This window comes from Streptomyces sp. NPDC038135 (assembly GCF_055601245.1).
The window spans coordinates 576310-598267 of record NZ_JBVJXS010000006.1; the positions used below are offsets into that span (position 1 = coordinate 576310).

Annotated in this window: 20 protein-coding genes; 6 read left to right on the forward strand and 14 right to left on the reverse strand. The window is 72.8% G+C overall.

From position 1 onward, the window contains the following. Positions 1 to 44 precede the first annotated feature (44 nt). Positions 45 to 1265 (reverse strand): saccharopine dehydrogenase family protein, encoded by a 1221-nt coding sequence (locus ACZ7JA_RS20255; RefSeq protein ID WP_351673400.1) that lies wholly within the window; start codon positions 1263 to 1265, stop codon positions 45 to 47. A 161-nt stretch (positions 1266 to 1426) separates the two neighbouring features. Between ACZ7JA_RS20255 and ACZ7JA_RS20260 the strand changes: the two genes are divergently transcribed. Next, a complete protein-coding gene (locus tag ACZ7JA_RS20260) occupies positions 1427 to 2134 on the forward strand; it encodes a TetR/AcrR family transcriptional regulator (RefSeq protein WP_351673398.1) in 708 nt (235 codons plus the stop codon). 31 nt (positions 2135 to 2165) lie between these two features. Here ACZ7JA_RS20260 and ACZ7JA_RS20265 read toward each other — a convergent pair whose 3' ends face one another. Beyond that, a complete protein-coding gene (locus tag ACZ7JA_RS20265) occupies positions 2166 to 3050 on the reverse strand; it encodes a LysR family transcriptional regulator ArgP (RefSeq protein ID WP_351673396.1) in 885 nt (294 codons plus the stop codon). Positions 3051 to 3116: 66 nt separating this feature from the next. Between ACZ7JA_RS20265 and ACZ7JA_RS20270 the strand changes: the two genes are divergently transcribed. After that, positions 3117 to 3731, forward strand: a complete 615-nt coding sequence (locus ACZ7JA_RS20270; protein WP_470809559.1) for a LysE/ArgO family amino acid transporter — start codon at positions 3117 to 3119, stop codon at positions 3729 to 3731. A 117-nt stretch (positions 3732 to 3848) separates the two neighbouring features. Further along, positions 3849 to 5183: an MFS transporter gene (locus ACZ7JA_RS20275; RefSeq protein WP_470809561.1), complete on the forward strand. Its 1335-nt coding sequence runs from the start codon at positions 3849 to 3851 to the stop codon at positions 5181 to 5183. 44 nt (positions 5184 to 5227) lie between these two features. Here the strand turns inward: ACZ7JA_RS20275 and ACZ7JA_RS20280 are convergent, their stop codons facing one another. Beyond that, positions 5228 to 5683 carry a cyclic nucleotide-binding domain-containing protein gene (locus ACZ7JA_RS20280; RefSeq protein ID WP_351673390.1) on the reverse strand — a complete coding sequence of 152 codons (456 nt, stop codon included), beginning with the start codon at positions 5681 to 5683 and terminating at the stop codon, positions 5228 to 5230. Between the two features lie 257 nt (positions 5684 to 5940). After that, positions 5941 to 6183, reverse strand: coding sequence for a hypothetical protein (locus tag ACZ7JA_RS20285; protein ID WP_351673388.1), 243 nt, complete (start codon positions 6181 to 6183; stop codon positions 5941 to 5943). 123 nt (positions 6184 to 6306) lie between these two features. Here ACZ7JA_RS20285 and ACZ7JA_RS20290 point away from each other — a divergent pair, with 123 nt between their 5' ends. Next, positions 6307 to 6741, forward strand: a complete 435-nt coding sequence (locus ACZ7JA_RS20290) for an ATP-binding protein (RefSeq protein ID WP_389297415.1) — start codon at positions 6307 to 6309, stop codon at positions 6739 to 6741. A 233-nt stretch (positions 6742 to 6974) separates the two neighbouring features. Continuing rightward, positions 6975 to 7838, forward strand: a complete 864-nt coding sequence (locus ACZ7JA_RS20295; RefSeq protein WP_450745795.1) for an RNA polymerase sigma factor SigF — start codon at positions 6975 to 6977, stop codon at positions 7836 to 7838. 51 nt (positions 7839 to 7889) lie between these two features. Here the strand turns inward: ACZ7JA_RS20295 and ACZ7JA_RS20300 are convergent, their stop codons facing one another. From ACZ7JA_RS20300 to ACZ7JA_RS20320, 5 genes are all read right to left on the reverse strand, one after another. Then, positions 7890 to 10106 carry an FUSC family protein gene (locus ACZ7JA_RS20300; RefSeq protein ID WP_351673404.1) on the reverse strand — a complete coding sequence of 739 codons (2217 nt, stop codon included), beginning with the start codon at positions 10104 to 10106 and terminating at the stop codon, positions 7890 to 7892. A gap of 97 nt (positions 10107 to 10203) precedes the next feature. Then, positions 10204 to 10413 carry a DUF4287 domain-containing protein gene (locus ACZ7JA_RS20305; protein ID WP_351673383.1) on the reverse strand — a complete coding sequence of 70 codons (210 nt, stop codon included), beginning with the start codon at positions 10411 to 10413 and terminating at the stop codon, positions 10204 to 10206. 92 nt (positions 10414 to 10505) lie between these two features. After that, positions 10506 to 11879, reverse strand: a complete 1374-nt coding sequence (locus tag ACZ7JA_RS20310) for an NAD(P)/FAD-dependent oxidoreductase (RefSeq protein WP_351673381.1) — start codon at positions 11877 to 11879, stop codon at positions 10506 to 10508. Positions 11880 to 12093: 214 nt separating this feature from the next. Continuing rightward, positions 12094 to 12528: an ATP-binding protein gene (locus ACZ7JA_RS20315; RefSeq protein ID WP_351673379.1), complete on the reverse strand. Its 435-nt coding sequence runs from the start codon at positions 12526 to 12528 to the stop codon at positions 12094 to 12096. Positions 12529 to 12699: 171 nt separating this feature from the next. Beyond that, the gene (locus ACZ7JA_RS20320) at positions 12700 to 14604 is read right to left on the reverse strand and encodes an AMP-dependent synthetase/ligase (protein ID WP_470809565.1); all 1905 of its coding nucleotides are present in this window, start codon (positions 14602 to 14604) and stop codon (positions 12700 to 12702) included. Between the two features lie 151 nt (positions 14605 to 14755). Here ACZ7JA_RS20320 and ACZ7JA_RS20325 point away from each other — a divergent pair, with 151 nt between their 5' ends. After that, positions 14756 to 14989, forward strand: a complete 234-nt coding sequence (locus ACZ7JA_RS20325; RefSeq protein WP_351673375.1) for a DUF6480 family protein — start codon at positions 14756 to 14758, stop codon at positions 14987 to 14989. A gap of 40 nt (positions 14990 to 15029) precedes the next feature. Here ACZ7JA_RS20325 and ACZ7JA_RS20330 read toward each other — a convergent pair whose 3' ends face one another. From ACZ7JA_RS20330 to ACZ7JA_RS20350, 5 genes are all read right to left on the reverse strand, one after another. Further along, a complete protein-coding gene (locus ACZ7JA_RS20330; RefSeq protein WP_351673373.1) occupies positions 15030 to 16118 on the reverse strand; it encodes a glutamate--cysteine ligase 2 in 1089 nt (362 codons plus the stop codon). 91 nt (positions 16119 to 16209) lie between these two features. Then, positions 16210 to 18411, reverse strand: a complete 2202-nt coding sequence (gene glgB, locus ACZ7JA_RS20335; protein ID WP_470809568.1) for a 1,4-alpha-glucan branching enzyme — start codon at positions 18409 to 18411, stop codon at positions 16210 to 16212. A gap of 4 nt (positions 18412 to 18415) precedes the next feature. Next, on the reverse strand, positions 18416 to 19780 hold the full coding sequence (locus tag ACZ7JA_RS20340; RefSeq protein WP_351673369.1) for a maltokinase N-terminal cap-like domain-containing protein: 1365 nt from the start codon (positions 19778 to 19780) through the stop codon (positions 18416 to 18418). 31 nt (positions 19781 to 19811) lie between these two features. After that, positions 19812 to 21530 (reverse strand): maltose alpha-D-glucosyltransferase, encoded by a 1719-nt coding sequence (gene treS, locus ACZ7JA_RS20345; protein WP_470809570.1) that lies wholly within the window; start codon positions 21528 to 21530, stop codon positions 19812 to 19814. Continuing rightward, a partial coding sequence (locus tag ACZ7JA_RS20350; protein ID WP_389454697.1) for an alpha-glucosidase C-terminal domain-containing protein occupies positions 21527 to 21958 on the reverse strand: 432 nt, incomplete at its 5' end. The genes ACZ7JA_RS20350 and treS, both read right to left, overlap by 4 nt.

Here is a 21958-nt window from a genome sequence, read left to right on the forward strand (position 1 = left end):
AACAGGAAGCCGGAGTTTTCGCCGCGGCGCGGGCCGCGCCCCGGTCACTGCTCGCGCATTCCCCAGGGGGAGCCGTACGCGGTCAGCAGGTCGAGGAACGGGCCGGCGGGGAAGGCCTCCGGGCCGAGGACGCCGGTGCCCGACCAGGCGCCGGTGGCGAGGAGTTCGAGGGCGACGACCGGATTGACCGCCGTCTGCCACACCACCGCCTGGCACCCGTACTCCGCCATGGACCACTGGTTGTCGACCACGTGGTACAGGTACACCTCGCGCGGCGCGCCGTCCTTCGTGCCGCGCACCCAGGTGCCCGCGCAGGTCTTGCCGCGCATCCGCTCGCCCAGCGTCGCCGGGTCCGGCAGGCACGCGGCGACCACGTCCCGCGGCGAGACCGCCACCGGCCCGCCGGGGCCCGGCACGGTCACCGGTTCGGTGCGGTCAAGTCCCAGGCGATGCAGGGTCTTCAGGGTCTCGACGAACTCCCGGCCCAGCCCGTACTTGAAGGTGACCCGGTCCGCGCCGACCCAGCGCGGCATCAGCAGCACCTCCTCGTGCTCCACGTTCACGCACTCCACCGGTCCGATCCCCTCGGGGAAGTCGAACACCTCGGGCTCGCTGAACGGGGCGGTGGTGAACCAGCCCCGCCCGGACTCGTACACGACCGGCGGGTTCAGGCACTCCTCGATGGTGGTCCAGATGCTGAAGGACGGCGCGAAGTCATAGCCGTCCACGGTGAGATCGGCGCCGTCGCGGACGCCGATCTCCTCGACGGCGTCGAAGAGCTCGTCGGCCGCGTAGCGGGCGAACACGTCCGACAGGCCGGGCTCCACCCCCATGCCGACCAGCGCGAGCGCGCCCGCCTTCTCCCACTCCGCGGCCAGCGCGAACTGCTCGTCGCCCAGCTTGACCCCGCACTCCTCGTACGGCCGCTCGGGGTGCGGCCGGGACAGCGACATCGCCATGTCGAGGTAGGTCGCGCCGGCCGCGCGCGCCGCCCGGAACAGGGGCATCACGAACCGCGGGTCGGTGGCGTTGAGCAGCACGTCGCAGCCGTGCCGGGCGAGCAGCGCGGCGACCTGGGCCTCGTCGCCCGCGTCGACCTGTTCGGCCCGGAACCGGGCGCCGGACCCGCCGAGGGCCGCGACCGCGGCCTCGGCCCGCGCGGGGTCGTAGTCGGCGACCACCATCAGGTCGAGGAACGGACGCCGGGCCGCGATCCGGGTGATGGCGGTGCCGACCCCGCCGGCTCCCACGAGCAGTACACGCATGACGAAAACTCCCTGCCTGACACGAACGACAACGGTCATGGACGACAACGGTCACGAACGGAACATCGGGGCAGGCGCGCCTTGCCCGGAATCCAACGCCGGACGGTGGCGTAAGGTCAATGGCGTTGGCATAAGCCGCGCGCAGGCAGGAGGGAGCCGCTGTGCCCAAGCCCGTGGTGCCCGAGGAGAGACGCCGCCGGCGCCGTCCGACCCGCGCCGGCACCGTGCTGTCCGAGAAACTGATCGTCGCGACCGCGCTGAGACTGCTGCGCGAGCACGGCAGCACCGGGCTCACCGCCCGCCGCCTCGGTCTCGCCCTGGACTGCGATCCCAGCACGCTGTACCGGTACTTCCGGGGCATGGACGAGCTGACCCTGGCCATCGGCGACGCGCTCATCGGCGAGGCGCTGGCCGGCTGGGAGCCGACCGGGCAGTGGCGGGCGGACCTGCGGACGATCGGGCTGCGCCTGTACGGCGTGTACGTCGCGCACCCGCAGGCGGCGCTGCTCACCGCCAACCGGGTCACCGGCCGCGCCCACGAGCTGGCCGCCGACGAGGCGGTGCTGGACGTCCTGCGCTCGGCCGGGTTCCCGCTGCCGGAGACGGTCCGCGTCTACCACGCCTTCATCGACCAGACGCTGGCCTTCGCCGCCCTGGACTCGGCGTCACTGGCGCTGCCCAGCGCCTCCCAGCGCGCCGACGAGGACAAATGGCACTCCACCTACGCTCGCCTGCCCCACGACACCCACCCGCGTATCGCCGAGGCGGCCCCGATGCTGGCCCGGCGCATGGTCACCAGCGCCTACCCGACGGCCCTGGAGATGCTGCTGGACAGCGCGGCCGGACGGCTCGGCGCCCGGAATCCCTGAGGGCGCGGCCGACGCCCGCCGCGGGCCCGGATCACCGGCGCAGCGCCCGGGACGCCGCCCGGGTCACCGCCTCGGCCAGCGCCGCCAGGGCGGGGGAGTCGAGCTTCCACTGCTGCCAGTACAGCGTGACGTCCACGCTCCGGTCCGGCGCCAGCAGCACGAGGCGGCCCGCGGCCAGCAGCGGGCCGGCCTGCGCCTCCGGGAGCATGCCCCAGCCGAGCCCCGCGGCGACCGCGTCGGCGAAGCCCTCGGAGGTCGGCACATGGTGCCGCAGCGGGCTCGCGGCCCCGCGGCCCAGCCGTCTGACGAAGCCGTCCTGGAAGTCGTCCTTGCGGTCGAAGACCACGACGGGCGCGTCGGGCAGCAGATCCGGCAGGGGGCCGTCCAGATACCGCGCGGCGAACTCCGGCGCGGCGGCCGGCAGATAGCGCATCCGGCCGAGCGCACGCACCGAGCAGCCCGGGACCGGGTCGGGCGAGGAGGTCACCGCCGCCATCACCAGCCCCTCGCGCAGCAGCGCCGCCGTATGGGCCTCGTCCTCCCGGTGCAGCTCGAAGCAGAGCCCGGGCGCCTGGGCGAGCGCCCCGAGGAACCACGTCGCGAGCGAGTCCGCGTTCACCGCGACCGACACCCGCGTCGGCTCCCCGGCACCGCTCAGCCCCAGCTCACCGCGGGCGTCCCGCTCCAGCCTGGCGAGCTGCCGGGCGAACCGCACCAGCACCGCCCCGGACTCCGTCGGCCGCACCGGCTTGGTGCGCTGGAGCAGCACCCGGCCGGTGCGCTGCTCCAGCGCCTTGACCCGCTGGCTCACCGCCGACGGCGTCAGCCGCAGGGCCGCGGCCGCGGCGTCGAACGTGCCCTCGTCCACCACGGCGAGCAGGGTCCGCACCTGTTCGAGGGGAAGCTCCGACATCACGAGTGCTAATGCTACGTAAAAATGTTTAGCTGTACGTCCGGTGATCGCCTGTCTAGCGTCGAGGGCATGAACCACGCCCTGACCGCCGCGGCCGCCGGATTCGGCACCGGGCTCTCCCTGATCGTCGCCATCGGCGCCCAGAACGCCTTCGTCCTGCGGCAGGGGGTGCGCCGGGACGCCGTGCTCGCGGTGGTCGGGATCTGCGCCCTGTCCGACGCGCTGCTCATCGCGCTGGGCGTCGGCGGCGTCGGCGCGGTCGTGGTGGCCTGGCCCGGCGCGGTGCGCGCCGTCGGGATCGTGGGCGGCGCGTTCCTGTTGTGCTACGGCGCCCTCGCCGCCCGCCGCGTCCTGCGGCCCGGCGACGGACTGCGCACGGAGGGCGAGGCGGCGGGCTCCCGGCGGCGGGCGGTGCTCACCTGCCTGGCGATGACGTGGCTCAACCCGCACGTCTACCTGGACACCGTGTTCCTGCTGGGCTCCCTCGCCGCCGACCGCGGCCCGCTGCGCTGGACCTTCGGCCTCGGCGCGGCCCTGGCCAGCCTCTGCTGGTTCGCCGCCCTCGGTTTCGGCGCCCGGCTGCTCGGCCGGGTCCTCACCCGCCCCGCCGCGTGGCGGGTTCTGGACGGCCTGGTCGCGCTCACCATGCTGGCGCTCGGCGCCGCCCTGGTCCTCGACGCCTGACCGCCCGCGCCGGCGCAGGGGCAAGAGGTGGTCGGGCTGCCGCAGGAGTTCCTGCGATAGTGGGGCCTCGAATCGAAAGATGTATCGAGCAACCTCTGACGAGCGACCAGGAACCCCGTGGACACCAGCGAGAGCAGCGACACCGAACCGCAGACCGCCGGCACCGGACCCGGCGCCACCGACGCCGGCGCCCCGCCCGCCCCGCCCGCCCCGCCCGGACGCGGCTGGCGCCGCTGGGCGATGGACACCCGGCCGCTGCGCATCCCGGCCTTCCGGCGCCTGTGGTCGTCGACCATCGTCACCGCGGTCGGCAGCCAGCTGACCGCCGTCGCCGTGCCCAAGCAGATCTACGACATCACCCACTCCTCGGCCTGGGTCGGCTACGCGAGCCTCGCCGGGCTGGTGCCCATGGTGGTGTTCGCGCTGTGGGGCGGGGCGGTCGCCGACACGGTGGACCGGCGCAAGCTGCTGCTGGTCACCAACACCGGGATCGCCGTGACCTCGGTGCTGTTCTGGGCGCAGGCCGTCACGGGCCTGGACTCCGTCGTCGTGCTCATGCTGCTGCTCGCGCTGCAGCAGGCGTTCTTCGGCCTGAACTCGCCGGCCCGCAACGCCTCCATCGCCCGCCTGGTGCCGGCCGGCGAACTGCCCGCGGCGAACGCGCTCGGGTCCACCGTGATGCAGACCGGCCTGGTCGCGGGGCCGCTGCTGGCCGGTGTGCTGATCCCGGTGATCGGGCTGCCCGAGCTGTACCTGATCGACGCGCTGGCCCTGTGCGTCACCGTGTGGGCGGTGTTCCGGCTGCCCGCCCTGCCGCCGCTCGGGGAAGGGCCCGCCCGGCGGGCCGGACTGCGCGAGATCGTGGCGGGCTTCCGGTACATCTCCGGCCACAAGGTGCTGCTGCTGTCCTTCCTCGCCGACATCGTGGCCATGGTTCTCGGCATGCCCCGCGCCCTGTTCCCGCAGCTCGCCGCGGAGACCTACGACTCCTGGGGCGCGGGCCTGGCGCTCGGCGTGCTGTTCGCCGGCATCCCGGTCGGCGCGGTGCTCGGCGGACTGTTCTCCGGCGTCTTCTCACGGGCCCGGAGGCACGGCTGGATGGTCGTCGGGGCGGTGGTCGGCTGGGGCGTGGCCATCGCCGGCTTCGGGCTGAGCGGCAACCTCTGGGTGGCCTTCGCCTTCCTCGCCGCGGCCGGCCTCGCCGACATGATCTCCATGGTGTTCCGCGGGGCCATCCTGCTGTCCGCCGCCACCGACGACATGCGCGGCCGGATGCAGGGCGTGTTCACCGTGGTGGTGGCGGGCGGCCCGCGCCTGGCCGACGTCCTGCACGGCACCGCCGGCTCGGCGTTCGGCCCGAGGGCGGCCGTGGCGGGCGGCGGCGCGCTGGTGGTCGTGGTGATGCTGGCGCTGGCCGCCGCCGTGCCGGCCCTGCGCCGCTACCGGATCTGACGCGGCCGCCCACGGGACGGCGCGCGGCGGCCGTCCCGGCGGGCTCAGAGCGGTCCGCGCCGGCGGACCGCGTACTGGTCCATCAGCTTGCCCCGGGTGGTCTCCAGCCGGTGGGCCAGGATCTCGGCGACCGTCCGCACCAGCGACAGCCCGAGCAGCGGGTCCTCCACGCTCAGCGCGAGCACCGACGGCCCGTCGAACTCGTAGGCCCGTACGTTGCTGAAGGCCACCGCGCCGAAGTCCCACTGGTACGGCGGGAACAGCCAGGACCAGCCGAGCATGTCGCCCGCGCCCAGCGTGGCCACCGTGACCCGCTGCCGGGACGTGACCTGCTGGTCCAGATGGACCGCGCCGGAGCGGATCACCCAGAAGCGGTCGGCGGTGCCGCCCGGCTCGAAGATCCGGGAGTCCTCCGGGAAGGAGACCTCCTTGGCCAGTTCCATCAGCCGCTCACGTTGCGCCTGCGGCAGGGCGGTCAGCAGTTTTATCGCTTTGGTCATGGCGCGGGACTCCTCGCCGGCAGCGGTCGGGGTGTGTTCCCCAAGCCCATTTCAGCCGCTGCCGCCGTCCCGGGCACCTCGAAGGAGCGGCGCCTGCCCCGCTGACCTGTCCCCGGGCATGAAAAAGCCCTGGCTGGACGGGGGAGGCCAGCCAGGGCCGTATGCGGTGGTGAAGGAGGACGGTTCCGGTCGACCCCGTCACCACGTATGTATGAACGATAAACCATCTTGCGGTCATTCACCCAATCGGGAGCGGGTCAGGTGACCTGTTTCACCCCGGTCCGTTCCGCCGGGGCCGAGCCCGGATCGACGATCTCCTCCAGCACGCGCAGCACCGCCTCGTACGCCCCGGCCCGGACGGACGCCTCGCGCGCCCCTTCCGGGTCGGTCGCCGTCAGGCCCTGTGCCCGCTCCTGCCAGACCCTTTCCTGATCGGCCGCCCAGTCCTTGCCCCGCCTGATCCGCCGCAGCAGTTCGTCCGCGTCCACGACATCCGTCATACGGTCCGCCTACCCGCCCCGCGCCGAGTGATGACAGCGGCACCGAACGTGTTTGAGTGCGCGGGGAGGGGTCAGCCGGAATGAGAGACCCGGCGAACCGGGCGGCGGCAAGGGAGGGAAGGCATGCGTGAGACGCGAAGGACCCACTCCCCGGCGGGAATGAGAGAACCGTGCCGGACACTGCCGTGCCGGCCGGCGGACGCCCGCAGAACCGTCGAGCGGGTGGTGGCCGAGCGCTGCCGCACCCGCGCCATCCCCTGCGACGACGACGCGCTGGACGACGTCCTGCTGGTCACCTCCGAACTCGCCACCAACGCCATCCTGCACGGCGGGGGCATCACCGGCTTCGACGTCGACGTCGACAGCCGCGGGGTGCGCGTGTCGGTCAGCGACGGCAGCGACGACGTCCCGGTGGCCGAGGCGCCGGTGGACGAGCGCGGCCGCAACCGGCTCGGGGGCCGTGGCTGGCCCATCGTGTGCCTGCTGGCCCGCGACGTCAGCGTCGCCGGGCTGCCCCGCGGGGGCAAGCGGATAACCGCCGTCGTACCGCTGGGGTGAGAGCGGTAGGAGAAGTTCCGTTAGCGGCGTTTGCCGCGCATGTGCAGGGGCAGACGGAACCTCGTGCTTCGGACCGGAGGCGCGTGCCCGGCGTGGAAACGCCGCAGGCCCCCTCCGGAGGCCTGCGTACCCGTACCCCACCCCGCGGCGAACCCTGACAGCACCGTTCGGGCCAGGACCGCGGACCACGGTTCGCTCCCGGGCCCGGAAACCACGTTCAGGAGCGATTCCGCATGCTGACCGATGAGTCGACTAGCCCTTCCGGCACGCCCGGCACCACCACCGCCGCCAACGCGACCTCTCCGTCCGGGCGGCGGACGCATGACGACGCCCCCGTCACCGCGGACCTCTTCGCCCGGCTGGCAGAGCTGGAGGACGGTCCCGAGCGGGAGGCCGTGCGCGACGAACTGGTGACCGCCTGGCTGCCCATGGCCCACCGCATAGCGGGCCGCTTCCGCGACCGGGGGGAGTCGGTGGAGGACCTGAGGCAGGTGGCCGCCCTCGGGCTGGTGAAGGCCATCGACCGCTTCGACCCGTCCCGGGGGGCCTTCGAGAGCTACGCGGTGCCCACCATCACCGGCGAGGTGAAGCGGCACTTCCGGGACCGGATGTGGGCCCTGCGGGTGCCCCGCCGCGTCCAGGAACTGCGCAACCGGGTCCGGGTGGCCCGGCGCGAACTCACCCAGATGCCCGGCAGCCCCGAGCCCACCGCCGCCGACATCGCGGCCCACACCGGCCTCACCGAGGAGGAGGTCGCCGCCGGCATGGAGGCGCTGGAGAGCTTCAGCACCCTCTCGCTTGACGCCGAACTGTCCAGCGGCGACGACGGCTACAGCCTCGCCGACACCCTCGGCGCGTCGGACGGCGCGTACGACGTGGTCGTGGACCGCGAGGCAGCCAAGGAGGGCCTGCGCCGGCTGCCCGAGCGGGAGCGGGCCATCCTCTACATGCGCTTCTTCGAGGACATGACGCAGAGCCGGATCGCCGACCGGCTCGGCATCTCCCAGATGCACGTCTCCCGGCTCATCAGCCGAAGCTGCGCCCGGGTGCGCGACGAGGTGCTGGGTCAGCGCCAGGGCGGCCGGAAGTCCCGGTGACCACCCGTTCCGGGCCGGGTCCGCGCCAACGGGCCCGGCCCGGGCGTACGGTCACCTCACGCGTGGCTCGGGCGTGACGCCGAGCGGACGCCCGAGGCCCGACACCGCCTCGTCCAGCCGCTGCAGATGGCGCAGCACCCGGTCGGTCACCCTGCCGTAGCGCGGGCTGCTCAGCGTCCCCGGTTCCAGCAGGGACGCGATGCTGGGGCCGGTCTCGATCGTCGCCGCCGACCGCGGATCCGCCACGTGCGCGGCGATCGCCTCGATGTTCCGCACGATCCGCCGGCCCACCGTCCGCAACCGCGGATCCGCCGCTATCGACGCGTGCGTGGGCAGCAGCTCGGCCGTGGCCGCCAGCGAACGGGCGTGATACGCACAGGTCTCCAGCAGCGCCATGACGTACCGGGCGGTGTCCCGCCGCGAGCGCAGCGGCGTGACCGGATGGGTCAGCGGCTGGGTGGCGGCCCGCAGATCGGCCAGCGCCTGGTCCAGCTCGCGGGCCTTGTCGACCAGGTCGACCGGCAGTCCGCCGCTGAGCTGGTCGGCGGCGGCGCGGGTGACGTCCGCCAGCTTCTCCAGCACGTCGACGAGCAGGTCGTTGGTCCGCCGGTCGGTGTGGATCGGCAGCACCAGCGCCGCCGCGATCACCCCGCAGGCCGCGCCCAGCGCCGTCTCCTCCACCCGCAGCACCAGCACGGACAGGCTGTAGGTGTTCAGCAGCGTGTACAGCAGCCCCAGCATCGCCGTGACGAAGAACGACATCAGCGTGTACGACAGGGGCGCGGTGTAGAACATCGTGAAGACGAACAGCAGCACCAGCGCGAACGCCGTCCACGTGTGGTTCCCGACCAGTCCGGCGAGCCCGATGCCGGCCACCACGCCCAGCACCGTGCCGAGCAGGCGCCGGTAGCCCTTCACCAGGATCTCGCCGGTGGAGGAGGTGTTGATGAACACGATCCAGCAGGTCAGCACGGCCCAGTACCAGCGCTGGCTGGACAGCAGCTCACCACCCGCGATGGCCAGCGCGGAGCCGACCGCGACCTGCACGGCGGCCCGGGTGGTCGGCCGCCCCAGCCCGGCCGCCTCCGCCTTGTCCGCCTCGTCCTCCTCGCTGCCCTCGATGGCCGCGTCCTCGGCGTCCAGCTCCTCGCGGGAGCGGGCCGTCGCCGGGGTGTCGTCAGACTCGTCCTGTGGCCCGTCCAGGGCGATCCGCAGACCGAGCACGGCCCGCCCGGCCTCGCCGATGCCCCGGAAGACGTCCTGCACGGCCGGTGAGGCCTTCGGCAGGTTCTCCTCCTCGCGGTAGCCGAGCAGCCGGTTGCGCAGGTGCGCCAGCGCCGTCCCCGAGGCCTCGCCGGCCGGCCGCATGACGAGCAGCCGCAGGGCGGCCAGATCCCGCCGCAGCTGCGCCGTGGCCCCGTCGCGCACCGGCAGTTCGCCGCCCGACGGCAGGGGAGCGCCGGGCAGGTGCAGGGTCAGGGTGTCGGTCCGCTCGGCGCTGCGCGCGGTGAGCAGCAGCAGCCCGAGCCGCTCCGCGGCGATCTCGGCGTCCGCGATCCGGCGCTGCAGCAGCCGTGCCGTCGCCTCGTCGGCGGTGCCGTCCGCCAGCCTGCCCTGGATCATCAGCGCCGTCTCGTGCAGCCGCGCGGTGCGGGTGCGCAGTTCCTCGAGCACCTTGTCCACGTCGTCGGGACCGGCGTCCAGCAGTTCGAGCTGGGTGCCGAAGAGCTGGCCGAGTCGGGCGCGGAACGCGCGCCGCAGCCGGTCCAGCGTGCCCGCCGGGGTCTGCGGCAGCAGGACGAAGCGGGCCAGGGCGGCGCAGCCGAACGCCAGGGTGATCACGACGTACAGGGCGGGCAGCGTGGCCGGCGTCGCGTGCACGAACAGCGAGAGGAAGTAGATCTGGAAGCCGACCAGGCCCAGCGCCGTGCCGCGGTCGCCGAACCTGCGTCCGTAGACCGCGCAGAAGATGAGCACCACGAAGAACAGGTCGCCCACGACGACCCGCTGGTTGAGCAGCGCTCCCAGCGAGACCGAGGCGAGGGCCACCGGCAGTCCCAGTGCCAGGGTGACGGCCTGCTGGGGGCGCTGCTTCTCCCGGATGGCGAAGGTCGCGACCATGGCCGAGATGGCGCCCGCCACGAGCTGCGGCACCGGGACCCCCAGCACGCCCAGCACCGCCAGGGTCAGGGCGATGGCGGCCACCGTGCGCAGACCCGCGGTGAGCCGGAGCAGTCCGGGATCGGACGCGGCCAGCCGGTCCCATATCCGTGCCCACCCAGACCGAACCGCTTGCCTCACGCCGCCGCGCTCTCTCTTCCGTGCCGTACTTGATCTACGAACCAGCATGGCACGAGGAGCCGGACTACTCGCCCTCGGCCAGCGTGTGCGCCACCAGGGCGTTCGCGTGGCCGTGGCCGAGACCGTGCTCGTCCTTCAGCCAGGCGACCAGTTCCATGTGCCGGGTCAGCGGCGAGGAGCGGATCAGCTCCTGCCACTCGCCCACCGGGCGGCCGTACTTCTTCTCGATCGCGGGGAAGTAGCTAGCCGGGCCCTTGACGGTCTTCTCGGTCATGCGGTGTCCCTCCGGGTGATGTGTCCTGATCACAGGGAAGGACCGCCGACCGGCTGGAGAGTGATCGGCGGTCCCCGGTGATCCCGGTCACATCAGGGGCTGCCCGCGGTCTGCCCCTCCACCCGGGCGCGCACCTGCTCCGGGGTCAGATAGGAATCCGTGTACTCGAAGTCCTTCAGCCGGGCCGGCCTGCGCGCCTGGAAGCCGGTGCGCACGAAGTCGTCCCCGGCCACCGCGTTCAGCAGCCAGTTGGTCACCACCCGCGTCTTGGCGACGTTGGTGCGCAGCGCTCCGAGGTGGTAGCCGCGGGCCACCGCCTGGGCCGGGAGACCGCGCAGCTCGACGCCCAGCGGCTTGGACACGGCGTCCTTGCCGCCGAGGTCGACGACGAGGCCCAGGTCGCGGTGCACGTACGGTTCGAGCGGCTGGCTGCGCAGGGCCGCGATGACGTTGTCGGCGACCTTCCTGCCCTGGCGCAGCGCGTGCTGGGCGGTGGGCGGGCAGATCGAGCCGTCGCCCTTGGCCACGTCCGGCACGGCCGCCGAGTCGCCGAGCGCGAACACCCCGTCGTGGCCGGGCAGGTTCATCTCGGCGTTCACCGCCAGCCTGCCCCGGACCGTCTCCGCGCCCAGGGTGGCGATGAGCGGACTGGCGACCACACCGGCCGTCCAGATCAGGGTGTGGGTCGGCACCACCCGGCCGTCGGTGAAGGTGACCTCCTCCGCGCCGGCCTTGTCGATCGACACGCCCAGCGAGACCTCGATGCCGCGCCGCTTCAGGATCTCCTGCGCGCTGCGGCCGAGCTTGTCGCCCAGCTCCGGCATGAGCTTCGGCGCGATGTCGATCAGATGCCACTTGATGAGGCCCGGGTCCAGCCGCGGATAGCGCCGCACGGCCGCGTGCGTGAGCCGCTGCAGGCACGCCGCGGTCTCCGTGCCCGCGTAGCCGCCGCCCACCACCACGAACTGCAGCCGCGCGGCCCGCTCGGCCGGGTCGTCGCTCGCGTCCGCAAGGTCGAGCTGCGAGATGACGTGGTCCCGGATGTACGCGGCCTCGGCGAGGGTCTTCATGCCGAAGGCGTGCTCGGTGAGCCCCGGGATGTCGAAGGTGCGGGTGACGCTGCCCGGCGCCAGCACGATGTAGTCGTAGCGTTCGTTGACGATCTTGTCGGTGATCGTGCGCACCACGCAGACCTTCGACTTCAGGTCCACGCCGATCGCGCCGCCCGGGATGATCCGGGTGCGGTACTTGCTGCTGCGGCGCAGCGACAGGGCGATCGACTGCGGCGTGAGCACACCGGAGGCGACCTGGGGCAGCAGTGGGAGGTAGAGCTGGTAGGCGAACGGCGTCACCAGGGTGACGTCGGCCTCCTCGGGCGTGAGTTTCCGCTCCAGGCGGCGGACGCACTCGACTCCGGCGAAGCCTGCGCCAACCACCAGGATCCTGGGTCGTGTCACGGTGTCCATCCCTCTCTGCGGCTCCAGGCGGTCCGACTTGACGTCGTTCGCCTGCCCCGGATCGCTGCGACCAAGTCGATCCCATCGCGACTCGGGCCGTTCCGCCAGCCGGGTGCGGCAGGCAGACGAACGCTTCAGGGGCACCGGCGTGCCCCCGCGCAGCCGGAGTATCCGGATACCGCACGACTACACGTGGCCACCGGGAACGGGCCCGCGTGGCCCGTCACCAGGGCAGGAACACATGGATGTCCTTGCCCTCGTCCTGGACCACGACGCTCACCTGGTCGCACAGCGTGTGCACCAGGTGCCAGCCGATGCCGCCGCCGCCCGCGTCCGGATGGAAGGGCCGCGGCTCGGGCCGGGTGGTGCTGCTGTCGTGCATCGTCACGTGCACCCCGTCGAAGGTGCGGCGCATGTGCAGGCCGAACGGCCCGGGGGCGTACTGGATGACATTGGCGGCCAGCTCCGTGACCACCAGGAGGATGTCGTCCCAGTACTCCGGCGCCGCCGGCGGGGTGCTCCGCGCCAGGTCGCACAGGAACTCCTCGGCGGCGAGCCGGGCGCCCGTGACATTGCGCAGCTCGCCCGGGAAGGAGTACGTGCGCTCGTACCTCTCCTCCGAGGGCGGTGTCTCATCCCAACGCGGCTCCGTCGACATCTCGCATTCCCCGGCCCCGGCGTCGGGGGCCGGGCGGCCCCTTCCGACCAGGGCGGTCGTCGTTGCTGATCACTTCATTGCTGCGGGTTCCCACAGCCGGGCCGGATATCCGTCCCGCTCGCCACCCCGCGTCCGCCGGGGCCGGCCCCTCCCCGGCGGACCGCGCACCCTCTAGCGGAAGACGCTGTCCGGCTCGTCCCAGTCGGCCGGCTCCGGGACGGACGGCCGCCGCGCGGCCCGCGACCGAGCCGCGTACATCGCGTCGATCTCGGCGGCGTAGTGCCGCGCGATGGCGTCGCGACGCAGCTTCAGCGACGGCGTCAGCAGACCGTTGTCCGGGGCGAACGGCTCCGGGAGGACACGGTAGACCCTGATGGACTCGGCGCGGGACACCGCACTGTTGGCCGAGGCGACGGCCCGTGCGATCTCCTCCATGAGCGCGTTCTCCTCGCGGGCCTCCCGGCCCGGCGACTCGCCCTGCAGCGCGAGCGCCGCCCGCCAGTGCGCGAGGAACTCCGGGTCCAGGGTGATCAGGGCCCCCACACAGGGCCGGTCCTCGCCCACCACCACCGCCTGGTGCACCAGCGGGTGCAGCCGCAGCCGCTCCTCCAGCGGCGCCGGCGCCACGCTCTTGCCGCTGCTGGTGACCAGGACGTCCTTCTTGCGGCCGGTGATCGTCAGGTAGCCCTCGGAGTCGAGCCGGCCGATGTCCCCGGTGGCCAGCCAGCCGCGGTGCAGCGCGTTCCGGCTGCGCCCCTCCTCGCCGACGTAGCCCTGGAACACCGACGGGCCGCGCACCAGGATCTCCCCGTCGTCCGCGATCCGGATCTCGGTCCCCGGCAGCGGCAGGCCCACGGTCCCGGACTTCTCCCGGCCGAGCGGCTGCATGGTGATCCCGCCGGAACTCTCGGTCAGACCGTAGCCGTCGTGGATGCGCAGGCCGATGCCCTCGTAGAACAGGGACAGTTCGCGGCCGAGCGACGAGCCGCCCGAGCTGCCGTGCGTGGCCCGGCCGCCGAGCGCCTCGCGCAGCCTGCGGTACACCGTCCGCTCGTACAGGGCGTGCTGCAGCCGCAGGTCCAGGCCCGGACCCGCGCCGCGGCCGAGCCGCCTGCGCTCCTGGGCCTCCGCGAAGTCCCGCGCCGTCTGCGCGGCCCGCTCGAACAGGGCGCCGCGGCCCGCCTCGTGAGCCGTCCGCAGAAAGGTCTTGTACAGCTTCTCGTACACCGACGGCACGCCGTACAGGTACGTCGGCCGGAAGGTGCGCAGCGCCGAGGCGAGTGCGGCGCCGGTCATCTCGGGCTCGTGCGCCATCAGCACCCCGCCGCGCAAGCACACCTGCTGGATCATGATCCCGTAGACATGGGAGAAGGGCAGGAAGGCGAGCACGGACGGCTGTTCGCCCGGCGGGGCCGCGGTGTGCCCCCAGCCGGCCAGCAGGGTGTCGCACGGGTACGCCAGGCCGCGGTGGCTCAGCGCGCAGCCCAGCGGCCGGCCCGAGGTGCCCGAGGTGTAGGCGATGGCCGCCGTCGCGTCCGGCAGCACGATCCGGCGCAGCGAGTCCACCGTGGTCAGCGGGACCAGTGCGCCCCGCTCGGCCAGCAGGGGCAGGGCGCCCGCGTCGAGCTGCCAGACGTGCCGCAGGTGCGGCAGGCCCGCGCACACGGTGCCCACGGTCATCGCGCCCTGTTCGTCCTCCACCACGATCGCCACGCAGCCGGCGTCCCGCAGGATCCACTCCACCTGGTCCCGCGAGGAGGTCGGGTGCACCGGGACGACCTCGGCGCCGACGCTCCACAGCGCGTGGGCGAACACCGTCCACTCGTACCGGGTCCTGGCCATCAGGGCCACCCGGTGCCCGGGCGAGATCCCGGCGGCCACCAGACCCTTGGCCAGGCCGGTCACCTCGTCGCGCAGCTCGACCGCCGTCACCTCCTCCCAGCCGCCGGGCGCCGTGTCCGCACGGCGGGCCAGGACCGGCAGGGCAGGGGTCCGCTCCGCGGTCTCGAAGACGTTGTCGGCGAGCCCGCCGGTCAGCGGGCGCGGGGCGGATGGAGCGAGGGCGTCGACGCGCATGCGCTGCTCCCGGGGTGTACAGAGGGTGACTCCGCCGGTCGGCTCTGTGCCGGCGGTGCTCGAATCTAGCCCAGGGAAACGGTTTCGGGACCCGGAACAGGCAAGTCGTGATCGGGTGATGATCTGGGCGTGTCCGGGGGACTCGGGAGGCATGACTCATGTGAATCCCGATCCGGAGCCCGAGCGGACCACCGGGCTGGAACCCGGCGGCGGCGTCCCGCCCGGCGAGACCCCGCCCGCCGAGAGCAGCATGCCCGAGGCCGGGCCCCGGGAGACGCACAATCCGACCAAGGGCTGGGCCAAGGCGCCGCTGACGCTGATCCTCGTCCTCGTCGCCCTGATCGCGGCCTTCTTCCTGGTCTACGCCCTCATCCTGATCCTCTGAGGCGCCGCCGGCCGGGCGCGTACGGGCCGAGCGGGCGCCGTCAGTCCTGTGTGCGGCGCACGCACTCGGTGACGACGTCCCGCAGGCTGCCGCCGTCCTCCATCAGCAGCCGCTGCTCGCGGGCGCCGTTGCCCCGGCGCAGGTGCTCCTCGACGGCCTCCTCCACGCGGGCCGCGTCGCCGCTCTCCCGGAGGGCGTCCGCGGTGTGCTCCAGCAGCGCGCGCAGCACCTCGGGCGCGGGGCGGGGCCGCAGGGTCCGGGGGTCGAGCAGGTTCTCGTCCAGGCCGGACCGGGAGGCCTGCCAGGCGGCCAGCCGCAGCAGGCTCACGCTGTGGTCCGCCGGCGGACGGCCGTCCCGCCACTCCCGCGCCGCCGTCTCCACCAGCGCGCGGGCCAGGGTGGCGACGAGCACGGCGGTGTCCGCGCGCAGGCACACGTCCGCCACCCGCACCTCCACGGTCGGGTAGTTCGCGGACAGCCGGGCGTCGAAGTAGACCATCCCCTCGTCGAGGATGACCCCGGTCGCCACCATGTCCTTCACCCGCCGGTGATACTCCTCGGCCGAGCCGAACAGCTCCGTGGGGCCCGCCGACGGCCAGCGGCCCCACACCCGGCTGCGGTAGCCGGCGTAACCGGTGTCCCGTCCCTGCCAGTACGGCGAGTTGGCGCTCAGCGCGGTGAGCGCCGGCAGCCACGGCCGGATCCGGTCGAGGACCGCGACGCCCTCCTCGTCGGACTCCACCGACACGTGCACATGGCAGCCGCAGACCAGCTGCTCCCGGGTGGCGATGCCGTACTGCCCCGCCATCCACTGGTAGCGGTCGTTCATGCTGATCGAGGGGCTGACCGGGAGCGGGGAGCTCGCGAGCGCGGCGACCGCGCAGCCCAGCTCCCCGGCGTGCCGCGCCGCCTCCTTGCGGCAGCGCACGATCTCCGCGCCGAGAGCCGCCATGTCCGACTGCGGATGCGTGGCGAACTCGAGCATCTGCCCGAACAGCTCCTTCTCGAAGACGTCCTGTCCGGGATCGTCCTGAGCGGCGCGGGCGAGGACGGCGGCCGAGAGCGCCTTGGGCTCGCCGCTGTCCGGGTCGACCAGAAGAAGTTCCTCCTCCACTCCCACCGTGCGCAAGGCCGTGCCGTCCTTCCGTCCGTGCCCCGGAGGGCAGCCGTGAGTCTGTACGACCCCGACTGCCCCTGGGGCGGCGGTCGACACCTGCGGGTCAGCGCTCCGGGGTCAGCCAGACCGTGGCGAGCGGCGGCAGGGTGAGGCGGAGGAACCCGTCCTCGGGCTTGAGCGCCCCGGGGGCGCCGACGCCGACACCGCCGCCGCCGTAGCGGACGTCGTCGGTGTTCAGCGCCTCCGTCCAGGCGGCGGCCTCCTCGGGCACCCACAGGCGGTAGTCGTGCCGGACGACGGGGGAGAGGTTCGACACCGCCAGCAGCGGGGACCCGCCGGCGTCGAACCGCAGGAACGCGAAGACGTTGTCGTCCGCGGCGTCGCACAGCACCCAGCGGAAGCCGCCCGGGTCGGTGTCCCGCTGCCACAGCGCGGGGGTGTCCCGGTAGAGCGTGTTCAGGTCCCGCACCAGGTCCTGGACCCCGCGGTGGTCCCCGGCCGAGCAGTGGTCCGCGTCCAGCAGCCACCACTCGGGCCCGTGCTCCTCGGAGAACTCCCCGCCCTGCGCGAACTCCTGCCCCATGAAGAGCAGTTGCTTACCGGGGTGGGCCCACATGAAGCCGAGGTAGGCACGGTGGTTGGCCCGCCGCTGCCACCAGTCGCCCGGCATCTTGGACACCAGCGCCTGCTTGCCGTGCACGACCTCGTCGTGCGAGATGGGCAGGACGTAGTTCTCGGTGTAGGCGTACACCATCGAGAAGGTCATCTCGTTGTGGTGGTACTTGCGGTGCACCGGCTCCTTCTGGATGTACTCCAGCGAGTCGTGCATCCAGCCCATGTTCCACTTCAGCCCGAAGCCGAGCCCGCCGCCGTCCGTCGGCCGGGTCACCCCGTCCCAGGCGGTGGACTCCTCGGCGATGGTCACCACGCCGGGGCAGCGCCGGTAGACGGTCGCGTTCATCTCCTGCAGGAAGGCGACCGCGTCCAGGTCCTCCCGGCCGCCGAAGACGTTCGGCGTCCACTGCCCGGAGTCGCGCGAGTAGTCCCGGTAGAGCATCGAGGCGACGGCGTCCACGCGCAGTCCGTCGATGTGGAACTCCTCGCACCAGTACACCGCGTTGGCGACCAGGAAGTTGCGCACCTCGGTCCGCCCGTAGTCGAAGACGAACGTGCCCCAGTCCGGATGCGTGGCGCGCTGGGTGTCCCCGGGCTCGTACAGCGGGTCCCCGTCGAAGCCGGCCAGCGCCCAGTCGTCCTTCGGGAAGTGCGCCGGCACCCAGTCCATGATCACGCCGATCCCGGCCCGGTGGCAGGCGTCCACGAAGTACCGGAAGTCGTCCGGGGTGCCGAGCCGGGCGGTCGGGGCGTAGTAGGAGGTGACCTGGTAGCCCCAGGAGGGGCCGTAGGGGTGCTCCATGACCGGCATCAGCTCGACGTGGGTGAAACCCAGGTCCTTGACGTACGCGGGGAGCTGCTCGGCCAGTTCGCGGTAGGTCAGGCCCTTGCGCCAGGAGGGCAGGTGGACCTCGTACACCGAGAACGGCGCCTCGTGCACCGGGGTGTCGGCGCGGTGCGCCAGCCAGTCCCCGTCGCCCCACTCGTGGTGCGCGGCCGTCACGACGGAGGCCGTGTCGGGCGGCGCCTCGGTACGGCGCGCCATCGGGTCCGCCTTGAGGAACCGGTCGCCGTACCGTGAGGTGATCTCGAACTTGTACCGCGCCCCCTCGCCGATGCCGGGCAGGAACAGCTCCCACACGCCGGACGCGCCGAGCGAGCGCATCGGGTACTGCGTGCCGTCCCAGTACGTGAAGTCCCCGGCGACGCGCACGCCCCGGGCGTTCGGCGCCCAGACGGTGAAGCGGGTGCCCGGCACGCCGTCGTGGGTCATGGGCTCGGCGCCGAGCGCCTGCCACAGCCGTTCGTGCCGGCCCTCGCGGATCAGATGCAGGTCCAGCTCGCCGAGCGCGGGCAGGAAGCGGTACGGGTCGTGCGTCTCCTGCTCGCCGCCGTCGTAGACCACCCGCAGCGTGTAGGCCGGGATCCCGTCGTACGGCAGCACGGCGGCGAAGAGGCCGCCGCCCTCCGAGACGAGGTCCCGGTGCTCGCCGGCGACCACCACGCTCACGGCGCGGGCGTTCGGGCGCAGCGTCCGGAACAGGACGCCGCCCGGCACCGGGTGGGCGCCCAGCACGGCGTGCGGATCGTGGTGCGCGCCGCCCAGCAGCCGGTCGCGCTCCGCGGGATCGAGCGGCGGGGCCGTGACAGGCCCGGCGGACTCGGGGGGCACGGTGTCGCGCAGTGCCATGACGTCAGCCTCCCCACACGGCGAGCCGCTTGATCGCCGCCATCGGTACCGGCAGCCAGTCGGGCCGGTGTCTCGCCTCGTACAGCACCTCGTAGACCGCCCTGTCCGTCTCGTGCGCGCGCAGCAGCGCGTGCTTCTTGCGTGGGTCCCAGCCGGCGCGGGCCGCGTAGCCCGCGCAGAACGCCTCCCGGCAGCGGCGCGCCCACTCGGGACGCCAGGGGCGGCGCTGCCGGGCCGCGTAGTCGAAGGAGCGCAGCATCCCGGCCACGTCCCGCACCGGGGACTGCGCGGCCCGCCGCTCGGCGAGCGGCCGGGACGGCTCCCCCTCGAAGTCGATGACGAACCAGTCGCGCCCGGCGCGCAGCACCTGACCGAGGTGCAGGTCGCCGTGGATGCGCTGGGCGGGCGGCCCGGTGTCGCAGGTGGCCAGCGCGCCGAACGCGGCGCGCAGCCCGGGGACGTAGGGCCGCAGCCCCGGCACTGCGTGCGCGGCGGCGTCCAGCCGGGCGCACATCGCCTCCGCCGTGCGTCCGTTCTCGCCCGGTCCGGCGGGCGGGAAGGCCTCGGCCAGCGCCACGTGCACCTCGGCCATGGCCCGGCCCAGTTCGCGGGCCTCGGCGGTGAAGTCGTCGCCGGCGGCGAGCGCGCGCAGCGCCAGCGTCCAGCCGTCGGTCGCGGCGGGCAGGAACGGCTGGAGCACGCCCAGGGTGGCCGGCCGGGGAGCGGTCGTGCTGAACCAGGCGACCGGGGCCGGCACCCGGGCGCAGCCCTGCGCGGCCAGCGCGCCGGGCACCTCCAGGTCGGGGTTGACGCCCGGCTGGATGCGGCGGAACAGCTTCAGGATGTACGCGTCGCCGTAGACGATCGAGGAGTTGGACTGCTCGGCGTCCAGCAGCCGCGGCGGCAGCCCGCCGGGCAGTTCCACGGCCGGGGCGGTCTCGAAGCACAGCGGACCCGCCGTTCCGGGGCGGCGCAGCCGCTCCAGGAGCAGATGGGCCGAGCGCGGGTCCTGCAGGGCGTCGTAGACGGCGAGCCCGGCCAGGGGTCCCTCACCGGCCCGGCCGATGAACGCCCGCTCCAGCCTCGGGGCGACGTGCTCGCGCAGCCCGAGCAGGAGCTGGTAGCAGTCGCCGGGCGGGGGAGTGCCGCCCGGTGTGGGCACCGGCGCGTGCGAGGCGTGCACCAGCAGGTGCAGGCACCCGGGGAACAGCTCGGTCACGGACAGCACCGACAGGTCGGTGACGGGCCGGTCCTTGCCCGCGAACCAGCGTTGCTCGGGCAGCCATTCGTGCAGCAGCCCGCCCAGCGAGGCCAGCGGCCGGTCGGCTCCGGCCGTGGTTCTCGGCCGGAGGGTGATGGTCTTCGGCATGGTGACGCGTCCTTTCCTCGGCGCCGTGCGCTCAGCGGCGGCGGCCGATGCGGGATGCGACTCGGGTGAGCCGGAACCAGTAGAAGCCGTGGCCCGCGAGGGTCAGCAGGTAGGGCAGTTCACCGATGGCCGGGAACCGCACCCCGCCGATCAGCTCCACGGGGTGGCGGCCGTCGTAGGCACGCAGGTCGAGTTCGGTGGGCTGCGCGAACCGGGAGAAGTTGTTGACGCACAGCACCAGGTCGTCGCCGTACTCGCGCAGGAACGCCAGCACCGCCGGGTTCGACGACTGCAGCTCGGTGTAGGAACCGAGTCCGAAGGCGGGGTTCTGCTTGCGGATCTCGATCATCCGGCGAGTCCAGTGGAGGAGGCTGGACGGGGACGACATGGACGCCTCGACGTTGGTGACCTGGTAGCCGTAGACCGGGTCCATGATCGTGGGCAGGAACAGCCGTCCCGGGTCGCACAGGGAGAAGCCGGCGTTGCGGTCGGGCGTCCACTGCATGGGGGTGCGCACGGCGTCGCGGTCGCCGAGCCAGATGTTGTCGCCCATGCCGATCTCGTCGCCGTAGTAGAGGATCGGCGAGCCGGGCAGCGACAGCAGCAGGGCGGTGAACAGCTCGATCTGGTTGCGGTCGTTGTCGAGCAGGGGCGCGAGCCGGCGCCGGATGCCGATGTTGGCGCGCATGCGGGGGTCCTTGGCGTACTCGGCCCACATGTAGTCGCGTTCCTCGTCGGTGACCATCTCCAGGGTCAGCTCGTCGTGGTTGCGCAGGAAGATGCCCCACTGGCAGTTCGACGGGATCGAGGGCGTCTTGGCGAGGATCTCGGAGACCGGGTAGCGGGACTCGCGGCGCACGGCCATGAAGATGCGCGGCATGACCGGGAAGTGGAACGCCATGTGGCACTCGTCGCCGCCGGAGGCGTAGTCGCCGAAGTAGTCGACCACGTCCTCGGGCCACTGGTTGGCCTCCGCCAGCAGCACCGTGTCCGGGTACTGCGCGTCGATCTCCTTGCGGACCCGCTTGAGGAACTGGTGCGTCGCCGGCAGGTTCTCGCAGTTGGTGCCCTCCTCCGCGTAGAGATAGGGGACCGCGTCGAGCCGGAAGCCGTCGATGCCGAGGTCCAGCCAGAACTTCAGCGCGGCCAGGATCTCCTCCTGCACGCCCGGGTTCTCGTAGTTGAGGTCCGGCTGGTGGGAGAAGAAGCGGTGGAAGTAGTACTGGCCGCGCACCGGGTCGAAGGTCCAGTTGGAGACCTCGGTGTCGACGAAGATGATCCGCGCGTCCTCGTAGCCCTTGTCGTCGTCGGCCCACACGTAGTAGTCGCCGTAGGGGCCTGCGGGGTCCTTGCGGGACTCCTGGAACCACGGGTGCTGGTCGCTGGTGTGGTTCATGACGAAGTCGATGATGACGCGCATGCCGCGCTGGTGGGCCGCGTCCACGAACTCGACGAAGTCCGCGAGGTCGCCGAACTCCGGGAGGACCGCCGTGTAGTCGGCGACGTCGTAACCGCCGTCACGCAGCGGGGACTTGAAGAAGGGCGGCAGCCAGAGGCAGTCGACGCCGAGCCACTGGAGGTAGTCGAGCTTGGCGGTCAGACCCTTGAGGTCGCCGATGCCGTCCCCGTCACTGTCGTGGAACGAGCGAACGAGGACCTCGTAGAAGACGGCGCGCTTGAACCACTCCGGATCCCGGTCCTTGGCGGGAGTGTCCTCGAAAGTGTCCGGCACGGGGTCATTGACAGTCATGACGCTGAGGGCCCTCCGATCTGGGGCGTCGATCGCCCGACGTGGAGCACGTGCGCCGGCGTCCGGCCGGGCGTGAGACGCACGTAGTTGGTCCTGCCCCAGTGATAGCTCTCACCTGTCAGTTCGTCGTGCACGGACAGGTCGGCGTTCCAGTCCAGGCCGAGTTGCGGCATGTCCAACGAGACCGTGGCCTCCTGGGTGTGGTGCGGGTCGAGGTTGACGACCACGATGACCGTGTCCGGGCCCGTGCTCTTGGTGTAGGCGAGCACGTTGTCGTTGTCGGTCCGATGGAAGCGGAGGTTCCGCAGACGCTGTAGCGCGGGGTGCTGCCGGCGGATGGTGTTCAGTCGGGTGATGAGGGGGGCGATGGTGCGGCCCTCGCGTGCGGCGGCTTCCCAGTCGCGGGGTTTGAGCTGGTACTTCTCGGA

Excerpts from the sequence above, each read along its gene's own strand:
- ACZ7JA_RS20255 (WP_351673400.1), bottom strand. The coding sequence starts at position 1,265 with ATGCGTGTACTGCTCGTGGGAGCCGGCGGGGTCGGCACCGCCATCACC.
- ACZ7JA_RS20270 (WP_470809559.1), top strand. The coding sequence starts at position 3,117 with ATGAACCACGCCCTGACCGCCGCGGCCGCCGGATTCGGCACCGGGCTC.
- ACZ7JA_RS20280 (WP_351673390.1), bottom strand. The coding sequence starts at position 5,683 with ATGACCAAAGCGATAAAACTGCTGACCGCCCTGCCGCAGGCGCAACGT.
- ACZ7JA_RS20285 (WP_351673388.1), bottom strand. The coding sequence starts at position 6,183 with ATGACGGATGTCGTGGACGCGGACGAACTGCTGCGGCGGATCAGGCGG.
- ACZ7JA_RS20290 (WP_389297415.1), top strand. The coding sequence starts at position 6,307 with ATGCGTGAGACGCGAAGGACCCACTCCCCGGCGGGAATGAGAGAACCG.
- ACZ7JA_RS20295 (WP_450745795.1), top strand. The coding sequence starts at position 6,975 with ATGCTGACCGATGAGTCGACTAGCCCTTCCGGCACGCCCGGCACCACC.
- ACZ7JA_RS20305 (WP_351673383.1), bottom strand. The coding sequence starts at position 10,413 with ATGACCGAGAAGACCGTCAAGGGCCCGGCTAGCTACTTCCCCGCGATC.
- ACZ7JA_RS20310 (WP_351673381.1), bottom strand. The coding sequence starts at position 11,879 with ATGGACACCGTGACACGACCCAGGATCCTGGTGGTTGGCGCAGGCTTC.
- ACZ7JA_RS20315 (WP_351673379.1), bottom strand. The coding sequence starts at position 12,528 with ATGTCGACGGAGCCGCGTTGGGATGAGACACCGCCCTCGGAGGAGAGG.
- ACZ7JA_RS20320 (WP_470809565.1), bottom strand. The coding sequence starts at position 14,604 with ATGCGCGTCGACGCCCTCGCTCCATCCGCCCCGCGCCCGCTGACCGGC.
- ACZ7JA_RS20325 (WP_351673375.1), top strand. The coding sequence starts at position 14,756 with ATGACTCATGTGAATCCCGATCCGGAGCCCGAGCGGACCACCGGGCTG.
- glgB (WP_470809568.1), bottom strand. The coding sequence starts at position 18,411 with ATGGCACTGCGCGACACCGTGCCCCCCGAGTCCGCCGGGCCTGTCACG.
- ACZ7JA_RS20340 (WP_351673369.1), bottom strand. The coding sequence starts at position 19,780 with ATGCCGAAGACCATCACCCTCCGGCCGAGAACCACGGCCGGAGCCGAC.
- treS (WP_470809570.1), bottom strand. The coding sequence starts at position 21,530 with ATGACTGTCAATGACCCCGTGCCGGACACTTTCGAGGACACTCCCGCC.